The sequence below is a fragment of the Actinacidiphila sp. bgisy145 genome (genome assembly GCF_057708125.1).
This window is the reverse complement of the sequence record NZ_JBYIRL010000001.1, coordinates 223,817-247,901: the sequence shown is the minus strand read 5'-3', so window position 1 is coordinate 247,901 and position 24,085 is coordinate 223,817. Positions and strand designations below refer to the sequence as shown.

The 24,085-nt window shown below is 75.7% G+C and carries 1 protein-coding gene; it reads right to left on the bottom strand.

Annotation, left to right across the window (positions count from 1 at the left end):
* Position 1: 1 nt before the first annotated feature.
* Positions 2 to 24,079 carry a non-ribosomal peptide synthase/polyketide synthase gene (locus AC3ERT_RS00910; protein WP_435172182.1) on the bottom strand — a complete coding sequence of 8,026 codons (24,078 nt, stop codon included), beginning with the start codon at positions 24,077 to 24,079 and terminating at the stop codon, positions 2 to 4.
* Positions 24,080 to 24,085: the final 6 nt, after the last annotated feature.

Sequence of the window (24,085 nt, the reverse complement as noted above, 5' to 3'; positions counted from 1 at the left end):
GTCAGTCCTCCTGGTGGGAAAGGGCGGTGCCGCCGGCGCCGCGGGGGTCACCGGGGTCGTGGACGGCCTCGGCGATCCTGGCGGCCAGGATCGGGCCGATCTGGGCCAGCGAGCCGGCCTTGGTCATCTGGTCGTGCCGGGTGGTGATCTCGTGCGACTCGATCCGGCCGGCGACGTAGGGGCGCCAGACGCCGGGACCGGCGTCGTCGTCGGAGCGGTCGATGGTGGAGTTGAACAGCAGCAGGTCGCCGTCGTGGCGGCCGGGGACGAAGTCGACCGACAGCTTCGCGTTGTTGATCATGATCTGGACGATCACCTCCACCTGCCGCTCGTCCAGGCCGGCCAGCGCGCTGCCCCGCCGGTTGAGCACCTCTGCGACCTCGGCGTAGGTGATCTCCCGGTCGCCCAGCTCGTCGGGGTCCACGTCGAGCACCCCGACCAGCACGTCCCGCACGGTGGGCACCGGTTCGTCCTCGAACTTCACGTCCTTGACGGGATAGGCGTCGAGGATCGCCAGCAGCGCGGTCCGCTCGCCGCGTGCCCGCAGTTCGCAGGCCAGCGCGTGGGCGATCAGCCCGCCGGCGGACCAGCCCAGCAGCAGGTAGGGGCCCTCCGGCTGGATCTTCTGGACCTGGTCGGCGTAGTCGGCGGCCATCTCCTCGTAGGAGGCGGGCAGCGGTTCGGGCCGGCCGAGGCCGCGCGCCTGGAGCGCGTAGACCGGGTGCTGCGGGCCGAGGTGGTTCAGCAGCCCGCTGTAGGACCAGCTGATGCCGCCGCCGGGGTGGACGCAGAACAGCGGCGTGGCCGTCCCCGTCGAGCGCAGCGGCAGCAGCACGTCCAGCGCGTCGGCCGGGTCGTCCATGGCCAGGCGTTCGGTGAGCCCGGCCACGGTCGGCGCCTCGAAGAGCATCCGCAGGCCCAGTTCGAGGCCCAGGGTCTCGCGGACCCGGGCGGCGAGCCGGGCGGCCAGCAGCGAGTGCCCGCCCAGGTCGAAGAAGCCGTCGTCGATGCCGACGTGCTCTCGGCCGAGGACTTCCGCGAACAGGCCGCACAGCAGCTGCTCCTGCGGGGTGCGGGGGCCGCGTCCGGCGGCGGAGACCCCGTAGTCGGGGGCGGGCAGGGCGGCCCGGTCGAGCTTGCCGTTGGCGGTCAGCGGCAGCGCGGCCACGGTGACGAACGCCGCCGGCACCATGTAGTCCGGCAGGTCGCGGCGCAGCCGCGCGGCCAGCTCGGCGGGCTCTGGCGCGCCCTGCGGCAGGGGCACCACGTAGGCGACCAGCCGCTTGTCGCCGGGCCGGTCCTCGCGGGCGACCACCGCGGCCTGGGCCACGCCCGGGCAGCCGGAGAGCACCGCCTCGATCTCGCCCGGCTCGATCCGCAGGCCGCGCAGCTTGACCTGGTGGTCGACGCGCCCGGCGAACTCCAGGGTGCCGTCCGGCAGCCACCAGGCGAGGTCGCCGGTGCGGTACATCCGGCTGCCGGCCGGGCCGTACGGGTCGGCGGTGAACCGCTCCGCCGTCAGGCCGGGGCGGCCGACGTAGCCGCGGGCCACGCCGGTGCCCGCGAGGTACAGCTCGCCGACCATGCCGGTCGGCACCGGCCGCAGCCGGTCGTCGAGCACGTAGGCGCGCATGTTCGCCATCGGCCCGCCGATCGGCACGGTCGGCGCGTTCTCGGCGAGGTCGCGCACCCGGTGGCAGGCGGCCAGGGTGGTGGCCTCGGTGGGTCCGTAGCCGTTGACCACCTCGATGCCGGGGCAGGCGGCCAGCACCCGCGCGGCGGCGGCCGGGGAGACCACGTCGCCGCCGGTCCACACCTCGCGCACCCCGGCCAGCAGGCCCGGCCGCTCCTCGGCGACCAGCCGGAACAGCCCGGCGGTCAGCCACAGTCCGGTCACCGCGTGGGTGGCGACCGTGTGCTGGAGCAGGTCGAGGTCGAGCTGCTCGGGCGGGGCGACCACGACGCGGCCGCCGCCCAGCAGCGGGACCCACAGCTCGTACGTGGACAGGTCGAAGGCCGTCGGGGAATGCATCAGCACCCGCTCGTGTCCGCCGCCGCGCCACTCGGGGCTCAGCGCGAGGCCCACCACGTCCCGGTGGGTGACGCCCACGCCCTTGGGCCGCCCGGTCGAGCCGGAGGTGTACATGATGTACGCCAACTGGTCCGGCGCGCAGGGTACGTCGGCGCCGGCCCGGTCGTCCGGCGCGGACTGCGCCAGTGCGGTGAGCACCTCCGGGGTGAGCACCAGGGCGGCGCCGCTCTCCCGCAGGATCAGCTCGATCCGGGAGGAGGGGAAGCGGGAGTCCAGCGGCAGGTAGGCGCCGCCGGCCTTGAGGACCGCGAGGATCGCCACGACCAGGTCGGCCGAGCGCTCCAGCATGACCGCGACCGGGGTCTCCGGCCGTACGCCCTGGCGGGCCAGTGCCGCCGCCAGGCGCCCGGCGCGCTCGTCCAGTTGCGCGTAGGTCAGTTCGGTGCCTGCGGCCACCACCGCCACCGCGTCCGGGGTGGCCCGCACCTGGCGGGCGAACAGTTCCGGTACCGAGGCCGGCGGCAGGGGTGCGGCGGTGTCGTTGAACGCGTGCAGCAGCTGGTGGCGTTCGGCGCCGGACATCAGGTCGATCCGGCTGATCGGCCGGTCCGGGTCGGCGGCCGCCGCGCGCAGCAGGCGGGCCCAGCGCTCGAACAGCAGCTCCACGGTGGACGCGTCGAACAGGTCGGTGGCGTACTCCACCGCGCCCACCAGGCCGTCGGCGGCGCCGTCCGGGCGGAACTGCTCGGCGAGGCTGAAGGTGAGGTCGACCCGCGCGGTGCCGGTGGACGCCTGGAGGTGGCCGGTCTCCAGCCCCGGCAGCGCGAACTGGCCCACGGGGGCGTTCTGGAGGGCCAGCATGACCTGGAAGAGCGGGTGGTGGGCCAGGGAGCGCACCGGGTTGGCGACCTCGACCAGGTACTCGAACGGCACGTCCTGGTGGTCGTAGGCGGCCAGTGCCTTGTGCCGGACCCGGCCGAGCAGTTCGGCGAAGCCGGGGTCGCCGCCGGTGTCGGTGCGCAGCACCAGGGTGTTGACGAAGAAGCCGACGAGGTCGTCCAGCGCCTGGTCGGTGCGGCCCGCGATGGGGCTGCCGACCGGGATGTCGGTGCCGGCGCCGAGCCGGGTGAGCAGCGCGGCGAGTCCGGCCTGGAGCACCATGAACATGCTGGCGCCGTGCGCTGCGGCCATCTCCCGCAGCGCCTGGTGCAGTCCGGGGTCCATCCGGACCACGACCCGCTCGCCGCGCTGGGATGCCACCGGCGGCCGGGGCCGGTCGGCGGGCAGCTGCACCTGCTGCGGGATGCCCGCCAACTCCTGTTTCCAGTAGTCGAGTTGCCGGGCGAAGAGGCTGTCCGGGTCGTCGGTGTCGCCGAGCAGGTCGCGCTGCCACAGCGTGTAGTCGGCGTACTGCACCGGCAGCGGGGCCCACTGCGGCTCCTCGCCGTGGCAGCGCGCCGCGTAGGCCGCGGCGAGGTCGGCGGACAGCGGGCCCATCGACCAGCCGTCGGCGGCGATGTGGTGCACCACGACCAGCAGCACGTGCCGGTCGGGGGCGAGCGCGAACAGCTCGGCGCGGACCGGCGGCTGCTCGGCCAGCTCGAAGCCGCGCCGGGCGGTCTCCGCCAGCCGCCCGGCCAGTTCGTCCGCGCCGACCTCGGCCACCGGCAGCTCCGGGCGGGCCAGGTCGGCGCTCAGCACCACCTGGTACGGCACGCCGCCGGTCTCGCGGAAGACCGTGCGCAGGCTCTCGTGCCGGGCGACGACGTCCGCGAGCGCGGCGTGCAGCGCCGGCCGGTCCAGGGCGCCGGTCAGGCTCAGCGCGAGCGGCATGTTGTAGGTGGCGCTCGGCCCGTCCATCCGGTGCAGGAACCACAGGCGGCGCTGGGCGAAGGACAGTTCCACGCGCTGCGGGCGGGGCCGGGCGGTCAGCGCGGGCCGGGCCCGCCCTGAGCCGTCCAGGCGGGCGGCCAGTCCGGCCACGGTCGGGGTCTCGAAGAGGGTGCGGACCTCCAGTTCCGCGCCGAGGGCCGCCCGGACCCGGGCGGCCAGCCGGGTCGCGAGCAGCGAGTGCCCGCCCAGGTCGAAGAAGCTGTCGTCGACGCCGACCTGCGCGAGGCCGAGCACTTCGGCGAACAGGCCGGCCAGCAGCTGCTCCTGCGGGGTGCGCGGCGCCCGCCCGGCCGCGGACCGGCCGGGGTCGGGGGCGGGCAGGGCGGCCCGGTCGAGCTTGCCGCTGGCGGTCAGCGGCAGCGCGTCGAGCGCGACGAACGCCGAGGGGACGAGGTGGTCGGGCAGCCGCTCGCGCAGCCAGTCGCGTACGTCGCCGAGCAGGGCGCCGGTGCCGCGGCTGCCGGTGGGGCGGTTGGTCAGCGCGGCGAGCGGCCGGTCGGCCGCTCCGGCCGGGCGGTAGGGCTCGACCGGGGCGCCGTGGAGCGCCCGCGGGTCGGCGAGGACCACGTCCAGGGCGTCGTCCGCGGTGGCCGACCAGGTGACCGCGACCGCGCGGCCGCACGCGCGGCCGAGGTCGTGGAAGTCCTCCGGGTCGGGCAGGGCGTCCTCGTCCGGGGCGTGCAGCTGCTCCAGCAGCGGTGCGAGCGGCTCGTCGCCGTCCTGCACCGCCCGGGCCAGGGCCGCTTCCCGCAGGACGCGCCGGTTCGGCACCCCGGTGATCCGCAGGGTCCCGGTGGGCGGGTGTTCCAGCAGGGCGCGCAGCTCGTCGAGTCCGCCGACCTGCCGGCCCCAGGCCAGCTCGGTGCAGGGCGCGGTGGTGCAGGGCGCGGTGGCGGAGGGCGCGGTGGCGGAGGGCGCGGCGGTGGACGGCGTGTCGGGCCGGGGGGCGGCCGGCGGCTTGTGGAGCGTCACCTCGTAGCGGTAGCGGGTCAGTTCGTTGTGGTGACGGCCCCGCTTGACCTCCACGGTCACCGCGCCGATGCCCGGGTCCTGTGCGCGCAGGGCGGTGAAGAAGTCCGGATCGACCAGGAGTTCCTTCTCCACCCTGAGGGCCTGCTCCACCGCGCGGCGCACGGCCGCCCGGTCGGCGCCGGCGGCGGCCCGGCGCAGGTGGACGGCGGTGGTCAGCGGGCGCAGCAGCCGCAGGTTGCGGACGTCGCCGATGAAGAGGGCGCCGCCGGGGGCGAGCAGCCGCATCAGCCGGGCGACGACGTCGGCGAGGTAGTCCGCGGACGGGAAGTACTGCACCACCGAGTTGATGACGACGGTGTCGAACTCCCCGGCGGGCAGCCCGTCGGTGTCGTGCGCGGGGCGGGTCTGGAGCACCACGCGCCCGGCCAGCTCCTCCTGCCGCGCGACCTGGGCGGCCAGCGCGTCGACGGCGGTGGCGGAGAAGTCGGTGGCCCAGTAGGTCTCGCAGTGGGGTGCGATCTGCGAGAGCAGCAGGCCGGTGCCGACGCCGATCTCCAGCACCCGGCGCGGGCGCAGCGCCAGGATGCGGGCGACGGTGGCGTCCCGCCACTCCCGCATCTGCTCGACGGGGATCGGGGCGGCGTCGTAACTGCTGTTCCAGCCGACGAAGTTGTGGCCGAAGGCCGCCTCGTCGGGGGCGAGGGGCAAGGCGTCGTAGATGTGCTGCCACTCGTCCACGTGGTCGGCTTCGGTGCCGCTGTCCCGGGCCGGGTCCTGGCGCGGGACGACGTAGCCGACCAGCCGGTCGTCGCGGGCCGCGACGGCGGCCTGGGCGACGGCGGGGTGCTCGGCGAGCGCGGCTTCGACCTCGCCGGGTTCGACGCGGAAGCCGCGCACCTTCACCTGCTGGTCCGCGCGGCCGGCGTACTCCAGTTGGCCGTCGCGAAGGCGCCGCGCCAGGTCGCCGGTGCGGTACATCCGCGCGCCGGGCAGGAACGGGCAGGCGACGAAGCGGCCCGCGGTCAGGTCCGGCCGGTGCAGGTAGCCGCGGGCCAGGCCCGGCCCGGCGACGTACAGTTCCCCGGTCACGCCCGGCGGCACCGGTTGCAGCCGGTCGTCCAGGACGTAGGCTCGGGCGTTGGCGATGGGCCGGCCGATGGGCGGGGTGCCCGCGCCCGGGGTGAGCGGGTCGCTCATGGTCGCGCAGACCGTGGTCTCGGTCGGGCCGTAGGCGTTGATCATCCGCCGCCCGGGCGCCCAGCGCTCCACCAGCTCCGGCGGGCACGCCTCACCGGCCACCACCAGCGTCGAGAGGCTCAACGCGCCCTCCGGCACGGCGGCGAGCACCGACGGGGGGACCGTGGCGTGGGTGACGTGCAGGCGCGGGTCGCTCAGCGCGGCGAGCGGATCGGCGGCGGGTGGCAGCACCAGGGTGGCGCCGCACAGCAGGGCGGTGCAGATCTCCGACACGGAGGCGTCGAAGCTGGGCGAGGCGAACTGGAGGACCCGGCTGCCGGGTTCGATCGCGAAGCGCTCGACCTGGGCGGCGACCAGGCTCGCCACACCCGCGTGGCTGACGACGACGCCCTTGGGGCGGCCGGTCGAGCCCGAGGTGTAGATCACGTACGCCGGGTGCCGCACATCGAGCGGAACCCGCGGATCGGTCTCGGGCCGGGCGGTGGTCTCGGCCACCGTCGCGATGTCGTCGACCACGACCGCGGGCCGCGCGTCCGCCAGCATGAACGCGATCCGGGCGGCCGGGTACGCCGGGTCCACCGGCAGATAGGCCGCGCCGGCCTTCCACACGCCCAGGGCGGCGACCACCGACTCGACCGACCGCGGCAGCGCCACCGCCACCACCTGCTCCGGGCCCACCCCCCGGGCGATCAGCTCATGCGCGAACCGGTTGGCCCACGCGTCGAGTTGACGATACGTCAGCTCTGTGTCACCGCGGACCAGCGCGACCGTGTCCGGCACCGCCGCCGCCCGCGCCCCGAAGGCCCGCGGCAGCGGGAGGGCGGCGACATCCCGATCGGTCGCGTTGTCCTGCTCCAGCAGCCGGTGCCGCTCGTCGGCGTCGAGCAGGCCGATCGCGCCGATCGGCTGCTCCGGGTCGGCGGTGACGGCCCGCAGCAGGCGCGTCCAGCGGCGGACCAGGGCGGTGACCGTCGAGCGGTCGAACAGGTCGGTGGCGTACTCGGCGGTGCCGGCGACGCCGGCCGGGCTGCCGTCGGCGGCGAACTGCTCGGCCAGGCTCACACCGAGGTCGAACTTGGCGGTGCCGGTCGCGACCGCGTAGGTGGCGACGTCCAGGCCGGGCAGTGAGAAGCGCCCCATCGGCGCGTTCTGCACGGCGAGGATGGTCTGGAACAGCGGGTGGTGCGACAGCGAACGGGACGGGTTCAGCGCTTCCACCAGGTGCTCGAACGGCACGTCCTGGTGCGCGTACGCCGACAGCGCCGTCTCCCGCACCCGCCCCAGCAACTCCGCGAACGACGGATCACCACTCGTGTCGGTCCGCAGCACCAGCGTGTTGACGAAGAACCCGACCAGATCGTCCAGCGCCTCGTCCGTACGCCCCGCGATCGGACTCCCGATCGGGATGTCCGTGCCCGCACCCAGCCGCGTGTACAGCGCCGCCAACGCCGCCTGGAGCACCATGAACAGACTCGCCCCACTACCGCGCGCCAACTCCACCAGCGCCGCGTGCAGTTCGGCGTCGAACGCGAAGTCGACGTGGTCGCCGCGCCAGCCGGCGACGGGCGGGCGGGGCCGGTCCGCGGGCAGCCGGATCAGCTCCGGCAGGTCGGCCAACTGCCTTTTCCAGTAGTCGAGTTGCTCGGCGAACCGGCTGTCCGGGTGGTCGGCGTCGCCGAGCAGCTCGCGCTGCCACAGCGTGTAGTCGGCGTACTGCACCGGCAGCGCCGGCCGCTGTGCCGGCCGGCCCTCGCAGCGGGCCGCGTACGCCTCGGCCAGGTCGCGGGCGAGCGGGCCGGTGGACCAGCCGTCGGCGGCGATGTGGTGCATGACCAGCAGCAGCACGTGCTCGTCCGGCGCGAGGGCGAACAGCTCCGCGCGCAGCGGCACTTGGGTGGCCAGGTCGAACGGCCGCCGGGCGGCCTCGGCGAGGGCACGGGGCAGGTCGTCGCGCGCCACCTCGGCCGGCCGGACCCGCGGCCGGACCGCGGCCGGGTCCAGCACCCGCTGGCAGGGCACGCCGCCGACCTCCTGGAAGACCGTCCGCAGGCTCTCGTGCCGGGCCACGACGTCGGCCAGCGCCCCGTCCAGCGCAGGCCGGTCGAGGTCCCCGGACAGCCGCAGCGCCAGCGGGATGTGGTACGTCGCGGCGGCCGCGTCCATGCGGTGCAGGAACCACAGCCGGCGCTGCGCGAAGGACAGCGGCACCGCCTCGGGCCGCGCGCGGGCGGTCAGCGCCGGGCGGGCGCGGTCGGCGCCGGCCAGCGCCCCGGCCAGGCCCGCCACGGTGGGCGCCTGGAAGAGGGCGCGCAGGCCGAGTTCGACGCCGAGCACCGAACGCACCCTGGCCGCGAGCCGGGTGGCGAGCAGGGAGTGCCCGCCCAGCGCGAAGAAGTTGTCGTCGGCGAAGACCCGCGGCAGGCCCAGCACTTCCGCGAACAGCTCGCACAGGATCTGCTCCTGCGGGGTGCGCGGGGCGCGGGAGGCGCCCGCGGGCGCGACCTCGGGCGCGGGCAGCGCCGCCCGGTCCAGCTTCCCGTTCGGCGTCAGCGGCAAAGCGTCCAGCACGGTGAGGACGGTCGGCACCAGGTAGTCCGGCAGCCGCTCGCGCAGGTGCGCCGCCAGCTGCGCGGGCCGCGCCTCCTGGCCGAGGCGGACCGTGACATAGCCGACCAGCCGGTCATCCCGGGCGGCGACGGCGGCCTGGGCGACGGCGGGGTGCTCGGCGAGCGCCGCCTCGACCTCGCCGGGTTCGATCCGGAAGCCGCGCACCTTCACCTGCTGGTCCGCGCGGCCGGCGTACTCCAGCTGCCCGTCGCGAAGGCGCCGCGCCAGGTCACCGGTGCGGTACATCCGCGTGCCGGCCGGGCCGTACGGATCGGCGACGAACCGCCCGGCGCTCAGCCCCGGCCGGTCCAGGTAGCCGCGGGCCAGGCCCGGCCCGGCGACGTACAGCTCCGCCACGACGCCCGGCGGCACGAGGCGCAGCCGCTCGTCCAGCAGGTAGGTGCGGAAGCCCGCGACCGGCCGGCCGATGGGCGGGGTGCCCGCGCCCGGGGTGAGCGGGTCGCTCATGGTGGCGCAGACCGTGGTCTCGGTCGGGCCGTAGGCGTTGATCATTCGCCGCCCGGGCGCCCAGCGCTCCACCAGCTCCGGCGGGCACGCCTCACCGGCCACCACCACGGTGGTCGCGGTGATCCCGGCGCCGTCCAGGGCGGCCAGCGCCGAGGGCGGCAGCGTGACATGGGTGACGGGGGTGCTCGGGTCGGTGAGGGCCTCCAGCGGTGAGGCGCCGGGGGCGAGGACGAGGGCGGCGCCGCTCAGCAGCGCGCCGCACAGGTCCCAGAAGGCCGCGTCGAAGCTGGGCGAGGCGAACTGGAGCACCCGGCTGCCCCGGGTCACGCCGAGCCGGCCGGCCTGGGCGGCGACCAGGCCCGACACGCCCGCGTGGCTGACGACGACGCCCTTGGGGCGGCCGGTCGAGCCCGAGGTGTAGATCACGTACGCCGGGTGCCGCACCTCGAGCGGAACCCGCGGATCGGTATCGGGGCGGCCGGCCGACGCGGCGACGGCCGCCACGTCCTCGACCACGACCGCGGGCTGCGCGTCCTGGAGCATGAACGCGATCCGTGCGGGCGGGTAGTCCGGGTCGACCGGCAGGTAGGCCGCGCCCGCCTTCAGCACGCCCAGCACCGCGACCACCGACTCGACCGACCGCGGCAGCGCCACCGCCACCACCTGCTCCGGGCCCACTCCCCGGGCGATCAGCTCATGCCCGAACCGGTTGGCGCGCACGTCGAGTTGACGATACGTCAGCTCGGTGTCACCGCAGACCAGCGCGACCGCGTCCGGCGCGGCCGCCACCTGCGCGGCGAACAGCTCGGGCAGGCTCGCGCGGGCCGCCTCCTCGGGGCCGGCCGGCAGCGCCTCGCGGCGCTCCTCGGCGGACAGCAGCTCGATCGCGCCGATCGGCCGGCCGGGGGCGGCCGCGACCTCGGCCAGCAGCCTGGTCAGCCGGGCGGCCAGGGCCTCGACGGTCGGCCGGTCGAACAGGTCGGTGCTGTACTCGACGGAACCGGCCAGGCCCGCCGGCGCGCCGTCGGGGCCGAATTCCTCCGCGAACCCGAAGGTCAGGTCGAGCCGCGCGGTCCCGGTGAGCACCGCGACCCCGGAGACCTCCAGACCCGGCAGGGCGAAGTCGCCGCCGGGCGCGTTCTGCACGACCAGGCCGGTCTGGAACAGCGGGTGGTGCGACAGCGAACGGGACGGGTTCAGCGCCTCCACCAGGTGCTCGAACGGCACGTCCTGGTGCGCGTACGCCGACAGCGCCGTCTCCCGCACCCGCCCCAGCAACTCCGCGAACGACGGATCACCACTCGTGTCGGTCCGCAGCACCAGCGTGTTGACGAAGAACCCCACCAGATCGTCCAGCGCCTCGTCCGTACGCCCCGCGATCGGACTCCCGATCGGGATGTCCGTGCCCGCACCCAGCCGCGTGTACAGCGCCGCCAACGCCGCCTGGAGCACCATGAACAGACTCGCCCCACTACCGCGCGCCAACTCCACCAGCGCCGCGTGCAGTTCGGCGTCGACACGCAGTTCCAGCACGTCGCCGCCGTACGACATGGCGGCCGGGCGGGGCCGGTCGGCGGGCAGGCGCAGTTGCTCGGGCAGCCCGGCCAGCGCCTCCTTCCAGTAGGCGACCTGGCGGGCGAACACGGAGCTGTCGTCGTGCTCGTCGCCCAGGATGTCGTGCTGCCACAGGGTGTAGTCGCCGTAGGTCACCGGCAGCGGCGGCCACACGGGCGCCGCGCCGCCGAGCCGGGTGGTGTAGGCGGCTGCCAGGTCGCGGGCGAGCGGTCCCATGGACCAGCCGTCGCCGACGATGTGGTGCATGACCAGCAGCAGCACGTGCTCGTCCGGCGCGAGGGCGAACAGCTCCGCGCGCAGCGGCACTTCGGTGGTCAGGTCGAAGCCGCGCACCGCGGCCGCGCGCAGCAGGGCGGGCACCTGCGCCGCGCCGGCCGTGCGCACGGCCAGCCGGACCGGGACCTCGGCGGCCTCCAGCACCCGCTGGCGCGGGATTCCGGCGGTGTGCGGGAAGACGGTGCGCAGCGTCTCGTGCCGGGCCACCACGTCCGCGAGGGCGGCACTCAGCGCGGCCCGGTCGAGGTCGCCGGACAGCCGCAGCGCCAGCGGCATGTGGTAGGTGGCGCTCGGCGCGCCGAACTGCTGGAGGAACCACAGCCGGCGCTGCGCGAAGGACAGCGGCATCGGCTCACGGCGCGGCCGCGGCACCAGGGCCTGCCGCGCGACCTCGGCGTGCCGCAGCCCGGCCGCCACCCCGGCGGGGGTCGGGGCGCGGAACAGGGCGCGCAGCTCCAGTTCGACGCCGAGGGTCGCCCGGACCCGGGAGACCAGCCGGGTGGCGAGCAGGGAGTGCCCGCCCAGCGCGAAGAAGTCGTCGTCGGCGAAGACCCGCGGCAGGCCCAGCACTTCCGCGAACAGCTCGCACAGGATCTGCTCCTGCGGGGTGCGCGGGGCGCGGGAGGCGCCCGTGGTCGCTACCTCGGGCGCGGGCAGCGCCGCCCGGTCCAGCTTCCCGTTCGGCGTCAGCGGCAAAGCGTCCAGCAGCACGAACGCGGACGGCACCATGTACTGCGGCAGCCGCTCGCGCAGGTGTGCCGTCAGCGTCCCGGCGCTCGCCGCGGCGGGGTCGGAGGGCACGACGTACGCGACGATCCGGTCCTCGCGGGCCAGCACCGCGACCTGGGCGACGCCGGGGTGCGCGGTCAGTTCGGCCTCGATCTCGCCCGGCTCGATCCGGAAGCCGCGCACCTTGACCTGGTGGTCGGCCCGGCCGGCGAACTCCAGCTCGCCGTCGGCCCGCCAGCGCACCAGGTCGCCGGTGCGGTACATCCGCGTGCCGGCCGGGCCGTACGGGTCGGCGACGAACCGCCCGGCGCTCAGCCCCGGCCGGTCCAGGTAGCCGCGGGCCAGGCCGGTTCCGGCCAGGTACAGCTCGCCGAGCACGCCGGGGGCCACCGGCCGCAGCGCCGTGTCGAGCACGTAGGTCCGGCAGTTGGCGATCGGGCGGCCGATCGGCACCAGCTGCGGGCGGTCGGCGGGGTCGGCCGGCAGCGGGTAGGCGGTGATGACATGGGTCTCGGCCGGACCGTAGTGGTTGTGCAGCACCCGGCCGGACCGGGCGGCGTGGAAGCGGCGCACGGCGGGTCCCCGCCGCATCGCCTCGCCGGCCTGCGCGACCAGCCGCAGGTGGGGCAGGGCGAGCCCGGACTCCTCGGCGGCCTCGGCCAGTGCCTCGACCACGAGGTTGGGCGCGAACAGCTCCTCGACGCGGTGCCGGTCCAGCCAGTGGGCGAGCAGTTCGGCGCTGCGGCGCTGCTCCTCGGTCGGCACCACCAGCGTCTTGCCGTAGAGCAGGGCGGAGAGCACTTCCTGCACCGAGACGTCGAAGCTGATCGCGGTGAACTGCGCGGTGCGGGTGCCGGGTTCGCCGCCGACGGCCCGGTGGTGCCAGGCCAGCAGGTTCAGCAGGCCGGCGGCGGGCATCACCACGGCCTTGGGCCGGCCGGTGGAGCCGGAGGTGTAGATGACGTAGGCCGGGTGCCGGGGGTCCACGGGGACGCCGGGGTCGTGCTCGGGAAGCTCCCCGGCCGGGTCGAGGTCCGCGAGGTCGTCGAGCACCACGGCCGGGCGGGCGTCCGCCAGCATGAACGCGATGCGGGCGGCCGGGTAGTCCGGGTCGATCGGCAGGTAGGCGGCGCCCGTCTTGAGGACCGCGAGGATCGCGACCACCAGCTCGGCCGAGCGCGGCAGCCGCAGGGCGACGATCCGTTCCGGGCCCGCGCCGCGCTCGAGGAGCGCGTGGGCCAGGCGGTTGGCCCGGCGGTTCAGCTCGCGGTAGGTCAGCGCGGTGTCCTCGCACAGCACCGCGGGGGCCCCGGGGGTGGCCCGGACCCGCGCCTCGAAGAGCGCGGGCAGCGTGGTGGCGGGCAGCGGGCGGGCGGTGGCGTTGCGGGCGACGAGCAGTTCGTGCCGCTCCTCGGCGGTCAGCACGTCGATCCGGCTCAGCGGGCGGGCCGGGTCGGCGACGACGGCCGCCAGCAACCGCAGCCACCGGGCGACCAGTGCCTCCACGGTGGCGGCGTCGAACAGGTCGGTGCGGTACTCGACGCGTCCGACGATGCCCTCGGCCGGGCCGCCGGTGCCGCCGCGCTCCAGCAGGTGGAAGCCGAGGTCGAACATGGTCGTCGGGGTCCGCACCAGCAGGACGTCGGCGGTCAGGCCGCTCAGCGCGAACTCGGTGCGGGGCACGTTCTGGAGCGCGAGCAGCACCTGGAACAGCGGCTGGTGGGCGGCCGACCGGGACGGGTTGAGGGCCTCGACGACGTGCTCGAACGGCAGGTCCTGGTGCGCGTACGCGCCGAGCGCGGCCTCGCGGACCCGGACCAGCAGCTCGGCGAAGGCCGGGTCACCGCTGGTGTCGGTGCGCAGCACCAGGGTGTTGACGAAGAAGCCGACGAGGTCGTCCAGCGCCTGGTCGGTGCGGCCCGCGATCAGGCTGCCGACCGGGATGTCGTTCCCCGCGCCCAGCTTGTCCAGCAGGGCGGCCAGGGCGGCCTGGAGCACCATGTACACGCTGGCGCCGTGTTCCCGGCCGAGCCGGACGAGCCCGGCGTGCAGGTCGGCGTCCAGTTCGACGGCCAGGTGGCCGCCGGCGTCGGAGGGGGCCGCGGGGCGGGGGCGGTCGGCGGGCAGCCGGATCTGCTCCGGCAGGTCGGCCAACTGCCGCTGCCAGTACGCGAGCTGCTCGGCGAACCGGCTGTCGGGGTCGCCGGGGTCGCCGAGCAGCTCGCGCTGCCACAGCGTGTAGTCGGCGTACTGCACCGGCAGCGGGGACCACTGCGGGGCCTCGCCGCGGCGGCGCGCCGCGTACGCGGTGGCCAGGTCCGCGGCCAGCGGGCCCAGCGACCAGCCGTCCCCGGCGATGTGGTGCATGACCAGCAGCAGCACGTGCTCGTCCGCGGCGAGCTCGAACACCTCGGCGCGCAGCGGCACTTCGGCCGCGAGGTCGAACGAGCGCGCAGCGGCCGCCGTCAGCAGGCCCGGCAGGTCCTGCTCGCCGGCCGGGGTGAGCGGCAGCGCCGGGCGCGCCGCGGCGGCGGCCAGCACCTGCTGGCGGGGCACGCCGTCGGCGGCCGGGAAGACCGTCCGCAGCGTTTCGTGCCGCTCGGTGAGGTCGCCGAGCGCCGCTTCCAGCGCCGCCAGGTCCAGCGGGCCCGAAAGCCGCCACGCCAGCGGCATGTTGTAGACCGCGTCGGCGCCCTCCACCTGGCGCAGGAACCACAGCCGGCGCTGCGCGGAGGACAGCGGGACCACCGCGGGCCGCTCCGCCCGCCCCAGGGCGAGCCGGGCCCGGTCGGCGCCATCCAGGCCGGCGGCCAGCCCGGCCACCGTGGGGGTGCGGAACAGGGCGCGCAGTTCCAGTTCGACGCCGAGGGTCGCCCGGACCCGGGCGACCAGCCGGGTGGCGAGCAGGGAGTGCCCGCCCAGGTCGAAGAAGTCGTCGTCGGCGAAGACCCGCGGCAGGCCCAGCACCTCGGCGAACAGGCCCGCCAGGACCTGTTCCCGGGGCGTATGCGGTGCGCGGCCGGCCCCGGTCGCGGCGGCCTCGGGCGCGGGCAGGGCGCGCCGGTCGAGCTTGCCGCTGGTGTTCAGCGGCAGGGCGTCCAGCAGGACGAACACGGACGGCACCATGTAATCCGGCAGTTGGCCGCGCAGGTGGGCCCGCACGTCCTCCGCCCGGGGCGGCTGCCCGGCTGCGAGCGGCTGCCCGGATGCGGACTGTTCCCCGGCTGCGGACTGCTCCCGGGCTGCGGGCTGCACGTAGGCGACCAGGCGGGCGTCCTGGCCGCGGTCGGAGCGTACGACCACGGCGGCCCGTGCGACCTGCGGGTGTGCGGCGAGGGCGGCCTCGATCTCACCGGGCTCGATCCGGAAGCCGCGCACCTTGACCTGGTCGTCGCCGCGGCCGAGGAACTCCAGGTTCCCGTCCGCGCCCCACCGCACCAGATCGCCCGTGCGGTACATCCGGCTGCCGGCCGGACCGTAGGGGTCGGCCACGAACCGCCCGGCGGTCAGGCCGGGCCGGTCGAGGTAGCCGCGCGCCAGACCCGCGCCGGCGACGTACAACTCACCGGCCACGCCGGGCGGGACCGGCCGCAGGCCGCCGTCGAGCACATGCAGCCGGGTGCCGCCGAGCGGCCGGCCGATCACCGGCCGCGGGCTCGACGCGAGCGGCGCGCAGACGCAGTCCACGGTGCACTCGGAGGGCCCGTAGTAGTTCAGCGAGAGCACCCCGTCGGCCGCCCGCAGCCGCTCCCACAGCGGCTCGGGAACGGCCTCGCCGCCGAGCCCCACCATCGACGGGCGCCACCGCGGGTGGTCCAGCAGGCCGTGCTCGACCAGGACGTGCAGGTAGGAGGGGGTGCCGCCGACCGTGTCCAGGCCGACCCGCGCGGCGTAGGCGAGGTAGGCGTCCGGATCGGTCCAGGTCGCCTCGTCCAGGACGTGCAGTTCGTGGCCCGCGAAGAGGGCGAGCAGCTGGTCGCAGGAGGCGTCGAAGGACACCGAGGTGGTCAGGCCGACGCGCATCCGCCGCTTCGCCCGGAAGATCAGCGGAAGCTGGTTGGCGAGCAGGTTGAGCAGTCCGCCGTGGGTGGCCACCACGCCCTTGGGCCGCCCCGTCGAACCCGACGTGTAGATCACATACGCCGGATGCGCCGGATCGACCGCCACCGGCTCCACCACCTCCGACCCCGCCACCAGGGCAGCCGTCGCCGGATCATCCAGCACCAGAGACCCGACCCCGCCGAGCTCCGGCAACCCCGCCGCCGTAGCCGTATCCGTCACCACCAGCACCGGCCGCGCATCCCCCACCATCAACGCGACCCGCGACCGCGGATACCCCGGGTCCACCGGCACATACGCCCCACCCGCCCGCACCACCGCAAGCAACGCCACCACCAACTCCACCGACCGCGGCAACACCACCGCCACCAACCGCTCCGGCCCCACACCCCGCCCCGCCAACACCCCGGCCAACCGGCCCACCCGCGCATCCAACTCCGCATACGTCAGCGCCACACCACCACACACCACCGCCACCGCACCCGGAGCCCGCCGCACCCGCTCGGCGAACAGCCCCGCCAGGCCCCCCACCGGAGCCTCCACCACAGGCCCGGTGCCCCAACCCGCCACCACCCCGCGCTCCCCCGCCGACAGCAGCTCCACCCGGCCGATCCGCCGCTGCGGGTCGGCGACCGCGGCGCGCAGCAGCCGCTGCCAGCGGTCGGCCAGCTCCTCGACGGCGGCCGGGTCGTAGAGGTCGGCGGCGTACTCGACGGAGCCGTCGATGCCCTGCGGGGTGCCGTCGGCCGCGAGGCGCTCGGACAGGGTGAGGACGAGGTCGAGCTTGGCGGTGGTCGAGGTGGGCGGCACCTCGGCCACCCGCAGTCCGGCGGGGGCGAAGTCGGCCCGGGGCGCGTTCTGGAGCACCAGCATGACCTGGAAGAGCGGGTGGTGCGCCAGGGAGCGGGCGGGGTTGAGGATCTCGACCAGGTACTCGAACGGCAGGTCCTGGTGGGCGTATCCGCCGAGCGCGGTGTCCCGGACCCGGGCCAGCAGTTCCGCGAACGTCGGGTCGCCCGAGGTGTCGGTGCGGAACACCAGGGTGTTGACGAAGTAGCCGACCAGGTCGTCCTGCGCCTGGTCGGTCCGGCCGGCGACGGGGCTGCCGATCGGGATGTCGTCCCCCGCGCCCAGCTTGCTCAGCAGGGCCGCCAGCGCCGCCTGGAGCACCATGAACAGGCTGGTGCCGTGCGCGCGGGCGAGCTCGCGCAGTCCGCGGTGCAGTTCGGCGTCCAGCCCGGCGGCGACGCTGCCGCCGCGGTGCGAGGCGACGGGCGGGCGGGGCCGGGTGGTGGGCAGGTGGAGCAGTTCCGGCAGCCCGGCCAGCTCCCGCGTCCAGTACGCGGCCTGCCCGGCGAGCAGGCTGTCCGGGTCGGCCGCGTCGCCGAGCAGGTCGTGCTGCCACAGGGTGTAGTCGGCGTACTGCACCGGCAGGGGTGCCCACGCGGGGGCCTCGCCGCGGCGGCGCGCCGCGTAGGCGGCGGTCAGGTCCCGGGTGAGCGGGCCCAGCGACCAGCCGTCGCCGGCGATGTGGTGGAGCACCAGCTGGAGCACGTGCTCGTCGGTTGCGAGGGCGAACAGCCCGGCGCGCAGCGGCACTTCGGCCGCCAGGTCGAACGGGCGGTCCTTCGCCCGGGCCAGGGCGGCCGGCAGTTCGGCCTCGGTGGTCGCGTGCACGGGCAGCGGCGGGCGGACGGCCTCGGCGGGCAGCACCCGCTGGTGCGGTACGCCGTCCACCGCCGGGAAGACGGTGCGCAGGCTCTCGTGCCGCTCGACGACGTCGGCGAGGGCGGCTTCCAGGGCCCGCCGGTCCAGGTCCCCGGACAGCCGCCAGGCGAGCGCGATGTGGTAGTTCGCGCCGCCGTCCTGGAGCTGGTGCAGGAACCACAGCCGCCGCTGCGCGAACGACAGCGGGACCGCCGCGGGCCGCTCGCGGCGGGCCAGCGCGGTCTGCGCCGGGCCGGCCGCAGTGAGGGCGGCGGCCAGGCCCTCCGGGGTCGGCGCCTCGAACAGGGTGCGCAGCGGCATCTCCACGCCGAGCGTGGCGCGGACCCGGGCGGCCAGGCGGGTGGCGAGCAGCGAGTGCCCGCCCAGGTCGAAGAAGCCGTCCTCGACGCCGGCCGACGCCACCCCCAGGACCTCAGCGAACAGCTCGCAGAGGATCTGCTCCCGCGGGGTGCGCGGGGCGCGGGAGGCGGTCGCGGGGGCGGGGCCGGGGACGGGCAGGGCGCGGTGGTCGAGCTTGCCGTTGCCGGTCAGCGGCAGGGCGTCCAGCACGACGAACGCCGACGGCACCATGTACGCCGGCAGCTGTTCGCGCAGGTGGGCGCGCAGGTCGGCGGGGTCGGGCGCGGTGCGGTCGGCCGGGACCAGGTAGGCGGTCAGCCGGGTGTCGTCGGCGCGGTCCCGGCGGGCCAGGACGGCGACCTGGGCGACGCCGGGGTGCGCGGCGAGCGCCGCCTCGACCTCGCCGAGCTCGATCCGGAAGCCGCGCACCTTCACCTGCTGGTCCGCGCGGCCGACGTAGCGCAGGGTGCCGTCCGCGGCGCGGCGCACCACGTCGCCGGTGCGGTACATCCGCGTCCCGGGCGCCCCGAACGGGTCGGCCACGAACCGCCCGGCGGTCAGGCCGGGCCGGTCGAGGTAGCCGCGCGCCAGGCCCGCGCCGGCGACGTAGAGCTCGCCGGGCACGTTCGGGGCCACCGGCCGCAGTCCGCTGTCGAGCACATAGGTCCGCAGGTCGGGCAGGGCCGAGCCGATCTGGCCGGCGGCGGTGCCGGAGTGGTCGAGGGCCGCGTGGGTGACGTGCACGGTGGTCTCGGTGATGCCGTACATGTTGACCAGGCGCGGCGCGTCCTGCGGGTGCCGGCCGTACCAGTCGGCCAGCCGGGCGTGCTCCAGGGCCTCGCCGCCGAACACCACGGTGCGCAGGGCGAGTCGGCGGCCGGTTCCGGGGGCCTGGGCGTCGGCGGCCATCAGCTGGTAGAAGGCGGAGGGCGTCTGGTTGAGCACCGTGACCTTCTCGCGGGCGAGCAGGTCGAGGAAGCGGCCGGGCGTGCGGCTGGTCTCGTGGTCCACGACCACCAGGCGGCCGCCGTGCAGCAGCGGGCCCCACAGCTCCCACACCGAGAAGTCGAAGGCGTAGGAGTGGAAGAGGGTCCACACGTCGTCGGCGCGGAAGCCGAACAGCTCCCGGGTGGCGGTGAACAGCCGCACCACGTTGCGGTGCGGGACCACCACGCCCTTGGGGTCGCCGGTGGAGCCGGAGGTGTGGATGACGTAGGCGGCGTGGCCGGGGTCGATACGGACGCCGGGGTCGTCCTCGGGCAGCGTGTCGAGGTCCGCGGTGTCCATCAGCAGGCGCTCCAGGCCGCCGGCCTCGGGCAGCTCGGGGACCTGGCCGGTCGTCACCAGCAGCGCGGGCCGGGTGTCCTTGAGCAGGTAGGCGATCCGGGCGGCCGGGTATCCGGGGTCCACCGGTACGTAGGCGGCGCCGGCCTTGAGGACGGCGAGTACCGCCACGACCAGGTCCGCCGAGCGCGGCAGGGCCAGCGCCACCAGCTGCTCGGGGCCCGCGCCCCGGCCGATGAGGGCGTGGGCGAGCCGGTTGGCGCGGGCGTTCAGCTCGCCGTAGGTCAGGGTGGTGGCGCCGTCGGTGAGGGCGGGCGCGGCGGGGTCGGCCCGCACCTGCCGCTCGAACAGCGCGGGCAGCGCGGTGCGCGGCAGGTCGCCGTCCTGGTCGGTGGCGGCGGGCAGCAGGGCCCGCAGTTCGTCGGCGGACACCACGTCGATCCGGGCGATCCGCCGGGAGGGGTCGGCGGCGACGGCGCGCAGCAGCCGCAGCCAGCGGTCGGCGATGTCGCGTACGGTGGCCGCGTCGAACAGGTCGGTGCTGTACTCCACGACGCCCGACAGCCCGTCCTCGCCGGGCTGTTCGGCCAGGACGAAGGTGAGGTCGCACTTGGCCGTGCCGGTGGGCACCAGGTCGCAGCTCACGCTCAGCCGCGGCAGTTCGAAGCCGGCCGACGGCGCGTTCTGCAAGGTCAGCAGGGTCTGGAAGAGCGGGTGGTGCGCGAGGGTGCGGGTGGGGTTCAGGGCCTCCACGAGGTGTTCGAACGGCAGGTCCTGGTGCGCGTAGGCGGCCAGGGCGCCGGTGCGCACCCGCTCCAGCAGGTCGGTGAAGGCCGGGTCGCCGGACAGGTCCGTGCGCAGCACCAGGGTGTTGACGAAGAAGCCGACCAGGTCGTCCAGGGCCTCGTCGGTGCGTCCGGCGACGGGGGTGCCGATCGGGACGTCGGTGCCGGCCCCGAGTTTGCCGAGCAGGGCGGCCAGGCCGGCCTGGAGCACCATGAAGAGGCTGGCGCCGCCGTCGCGGGCGAGGGCGCGCAGGTCGCGGTGGAGGTCGGCGTCGATCCGCAGCGGCAGTTGGGCGCCCTGGTAGGTCGTCGCCGCGGGGCGGGGCCGGTCGAAGGGCAGCTCGACCTGCTCGGGCAGGTCCGCCAACCGGTCGCGCCAGTAGGCAAGTTGGCTGCCGATCAGGCTGCCGGGATCGGTTCCGTCGCCCAGCAGGTCCTGCTGCCACAGGGCGTAGTCGGCGTACTGGACGGGCAGCGGCGCCCAGCTCGGCCGCTCCCCCGCGCTGCGGGCGGCGTAGGCGGTGGCCAGGTCGCGGGCGAGCGGCCCCGTGGACCAGCCGTCGGCGGCGATGTGGTGCACCACCAGCAGCAGGACGTGCTCCTGCGGGCCGAGCCGGAAGAGTCCGGCCCGCAGCGGCGGCTCCTCGGCGAGGTCGAAGCCGCGGCGGGCGGCCCGCGCGAGCCGGTCCGGCAGGTCGCGCGCGTCGACGTCGGTCAACGGCAGCGGGGGCCGGGCCGCGCCGGGGTCCAGCACGTGCTGGCAAGGGGTGCCGTCGGCCACGGGGAAGACGGTGCGCAGGCTCTCGTGCCGCTCGACGACGTCCGCGAGGGCGGCTTCCAGGGCCCGGCGGTCCAGTTCCCCGGACAGCCGCAGCGCCAGCGGGATGTTGTAGGTGGCGCTCGGGCCCTCCATGCGGTGCAGGAACCACAGCCGGCGCTGCGCGAAGGACAGCGGGACCGCCGCGGGCCGCTCGCGCCGGGCCGGCGCCGGGCGCGCCCGACCGGCGGCGCCGACCGCGGCCGCCAGTCCCGCCGGGGTCGGCGCGTCGAACAGGTCGCGCAGTCCCAGCTCCACGCCCAGCACGGACCGGGCCCGGGCGACCAGCCGGGTGGCGAGCAGGGAGTGCCCGCCGAGGTCGAAGAAGCTGTCGTCCGGCCCGGCCTCGGCGACGCCGAGCACCTCGGCGAACAGCCCGCACAGCAGGTGCTCGGCCGGGGTGCGCGGTGCGCGGCCCGGTGCGGCGGGCCGCGGCCCGGGGGCCGGGAGGGCGCGGCGGTCGAGCTTGCCGTTGGGGGTCAGCGGCAGGGCGTCCAGCACCTCGAAGACCGACGGCACCATGTACGCCGGCAGCCGCTCGCGCAGGTGGGCCCGCAGGTCCTGGGCGCGGACGCTCCGCCCCGCGGCGGGCACGACGTAGGCGACCAGGCGGGCTTCCTCCTCGGCACGCGCCATGACCACGGCCCGCGCGACCTGCGGGAGTCCGGTGAGCGCGGCCTCGATCTCGCCGGGCTCGATCCGGAAGCCGCGCACCTTGACCTGGTCGTCGCCGCGGCCGAGGAACTCCAGGTTCCCGTCCGCGTCCCACCGCACCAGGTCGCCGGTGCGGTACATCCGGCTGCCGGCCGGACCGTAGGGGTCGGCCACGAACCGCCCCGCCGTCAGCCCGGGCCGCCCCAGGTAGCCGCGCGCCAACCCCGGTCCCGCGATGTACAGCTCCCCTGCGGTGCCCGCCGGCACCGGCCGCAGGCCGCCGTCGAGCACATGCAGCCGGGCGTTGGCGACGGGGCGGCCGATGACCGGCCGCGGGCTCGAACCCACGGGTGCGGTCACCGCGTTGACGGTGCACTCGGAGGGCCCGTAGAGGTTGAGGCAGGCGGTCCCGTCAGCAGCTCGCAGCCGCTCCCACAGCTGTTCCGGTACGGCCTCGCCGCCCGCCGCCACCAGCCGGGGGCGGTGCCGCGGGTCGTCCAGCAGCCCGTGCTCGACGAGGACCCGCAGGTAGGACGGGGTGGCCTCCAGGTAGTCGAGTCCACGGCTCGCGGCGTACTCGGCCAGGGCCTCGGGGTCGGTGAAGGTGGCGTGGTCCAGGACGTGCAGTTCGTGGCCGGTGAAGAGGGCGAGCAACTGGTTCCAGGAGGCGTCGAAGGACACCGAGGTGGTCAGGCCGACGCGCATCCGCGGCCGGTCCGCCGACGGCGGCGCGAACTGCGCCATGCCCGGGTCGGCGAGCAGGTCGAGCAGTCCGCCGTGGGTGGCCACCACGCCCTTGGGCCGCCCCGTCGAACCCGACGTGTAGATCACATACGCCGGATGCGCCGGATCAACGGCCACCGGCTCCACCACCTCCGACCCCGCCACCAGAGCGGCCGTCGCCGGATCATCCAGCACCAGAGACCCGACCCCGCCGAGCTCCGGCAACCCCGCCGCCGTAGCCGTATCCGTCACCACCAGCACCGGCCGCGCATCCCCCACCATCAGCTCGACCCGCGACCGCGGATACCCCGAGTCCACCGGCACATACGCCCCACCCGCCCGCACCACCGCAAGCAACGCCACCACCAACTCCACCGACCGCGGCAACACCACCGCCACCAACCGCTCCGGCCCCACACCCCGCCCCGCCAACACCCCGGCCAACCGGCCCACCCGCGCATCCAACTCCGCATACGTCAGCGCCACACCACCACACACCACCGCCACCGCACCCGGAGCCCGCCGCACCTGCGCCGCGAACAACCCCGCAAGATCCCCGGCCGGACCCTCCACCACAGGCCCGGTGCCCCAACCCGCCACCACCCCGCGCTCCCCCGCCGACAGCAGCTCCACCCGGCCGACCGGCTCGTCCGGGGCGCAGTCCGCGACGGCCTCCAGCAGGGCGAGCAGCCGCTGCTGGTGGGCGGCGAGGTCGTCGTCCCCGTACGCCTGCGGCGCGCCGTGCAGCCGGAGCAGCGGGGGGTTGCCGTCGCGGTAGTCGAAGACCCACACGGCCAGATCGGTGGTCGAGCCGGACACGAAGTGGTGCACGGAGGCGGGGTGCCCGGCGAAGCTCGGCCGGGCGTTGAACGCCATGATGTTGACGATCAGCGGGAACGCCGTGCCGATGCCGCCGGGCGCGCCGAGGTCGCGCAGCAGGTCCTCGCTGCGGTAGCGCTCGTGTGCGACGGCCGACTCGACCTCGCGTGCCGCCTGGGCGACGAGTTCGCCCCAGGGCATGTCCGGGCGGACCGTCAGCCGCAGGGGCACCACGTTGGACATCGTGCCGGGTACGGACATCAGCTCGCGGCCGGTGCCCCGGCGGGCGGTGACGGGCAGGGCGAGCACCACGTCCTGGGCGCCGCTGAGCCGGTGGGCGTAGAGCGCGGTCGCGGCGACCACCAGCCGGGACCAGCGGACGCCGGCCCGTTCCGCGGCCGCCCGCAGCGCCTCGGCGCGGCGCAGTTCCCGCTCGCCGGCCACCCGCAGGGCCAGGTGCGGGTCGGTGGCACCGCGGTCGGTGAGGCGGGTGGGGGCGGGCAGGTCGGCGAAGCGGCCGGTCCAGTAGGCGCGGTCGGAGGTGAAGTCCGCGGACGAGCGGTAGGCGGTGTCGCTGTCGACGAGGTCGCGCAGCGGGCCGAACGGGCAGGGCGGCACGGCGCCGCCCTCGGCGAGCGCCGAGTACACCTCGCCGACCCGCGCCCGGACCATGGAGCTGCTGATCGCGTCCAGCACCAGGTGGTGGTAGTTGAGGTACCAGAGGAACTCCGTGGGCGACAGCCGGATCAGCGCGTGGCCGAAGAGCGGGTCGCGGGCGGGGTCCAGCGGGCGGGCCAGGTCCTGTTCCATCCATGCCGTGGCCGCGGCCCGGGGAACCGGTTCAGCGGCGAGGTCGAGGTGCACCGGTGCCCAGTCCCAGCTGTCGCGGAGGACCTGGCGCGGGCCGTCGCCGTCGTCGGTGAAGGTCACGTGCAGGGCGTCGACCTCGTCGACCACCCGGCGCAGCGCGGTGTCGAACAGCTCCGGGTCGACCGGACCGTGGATCTCCAGGCACTCCCCGACGCGGTAGCCCGGGATCGGGGTGCGGGAGCTCTGCTCGGCGAGCCAGATCTCCCGCTGCGCCGCGGTCAGGGGAAGGGTTTCTCGTTCGCGACGGGACATGGGGGT

What these genes read in the sequence shown, in the direction of transcription:
- AC3ERT_RS00910 (WP_435172182.1), bottom strand. Translation starts at nt 24,079, where the DNA reads ATGTCCCGTCGCGAACGAGAAACCCTTCCCCTGACCGCGGCGCAGCGG.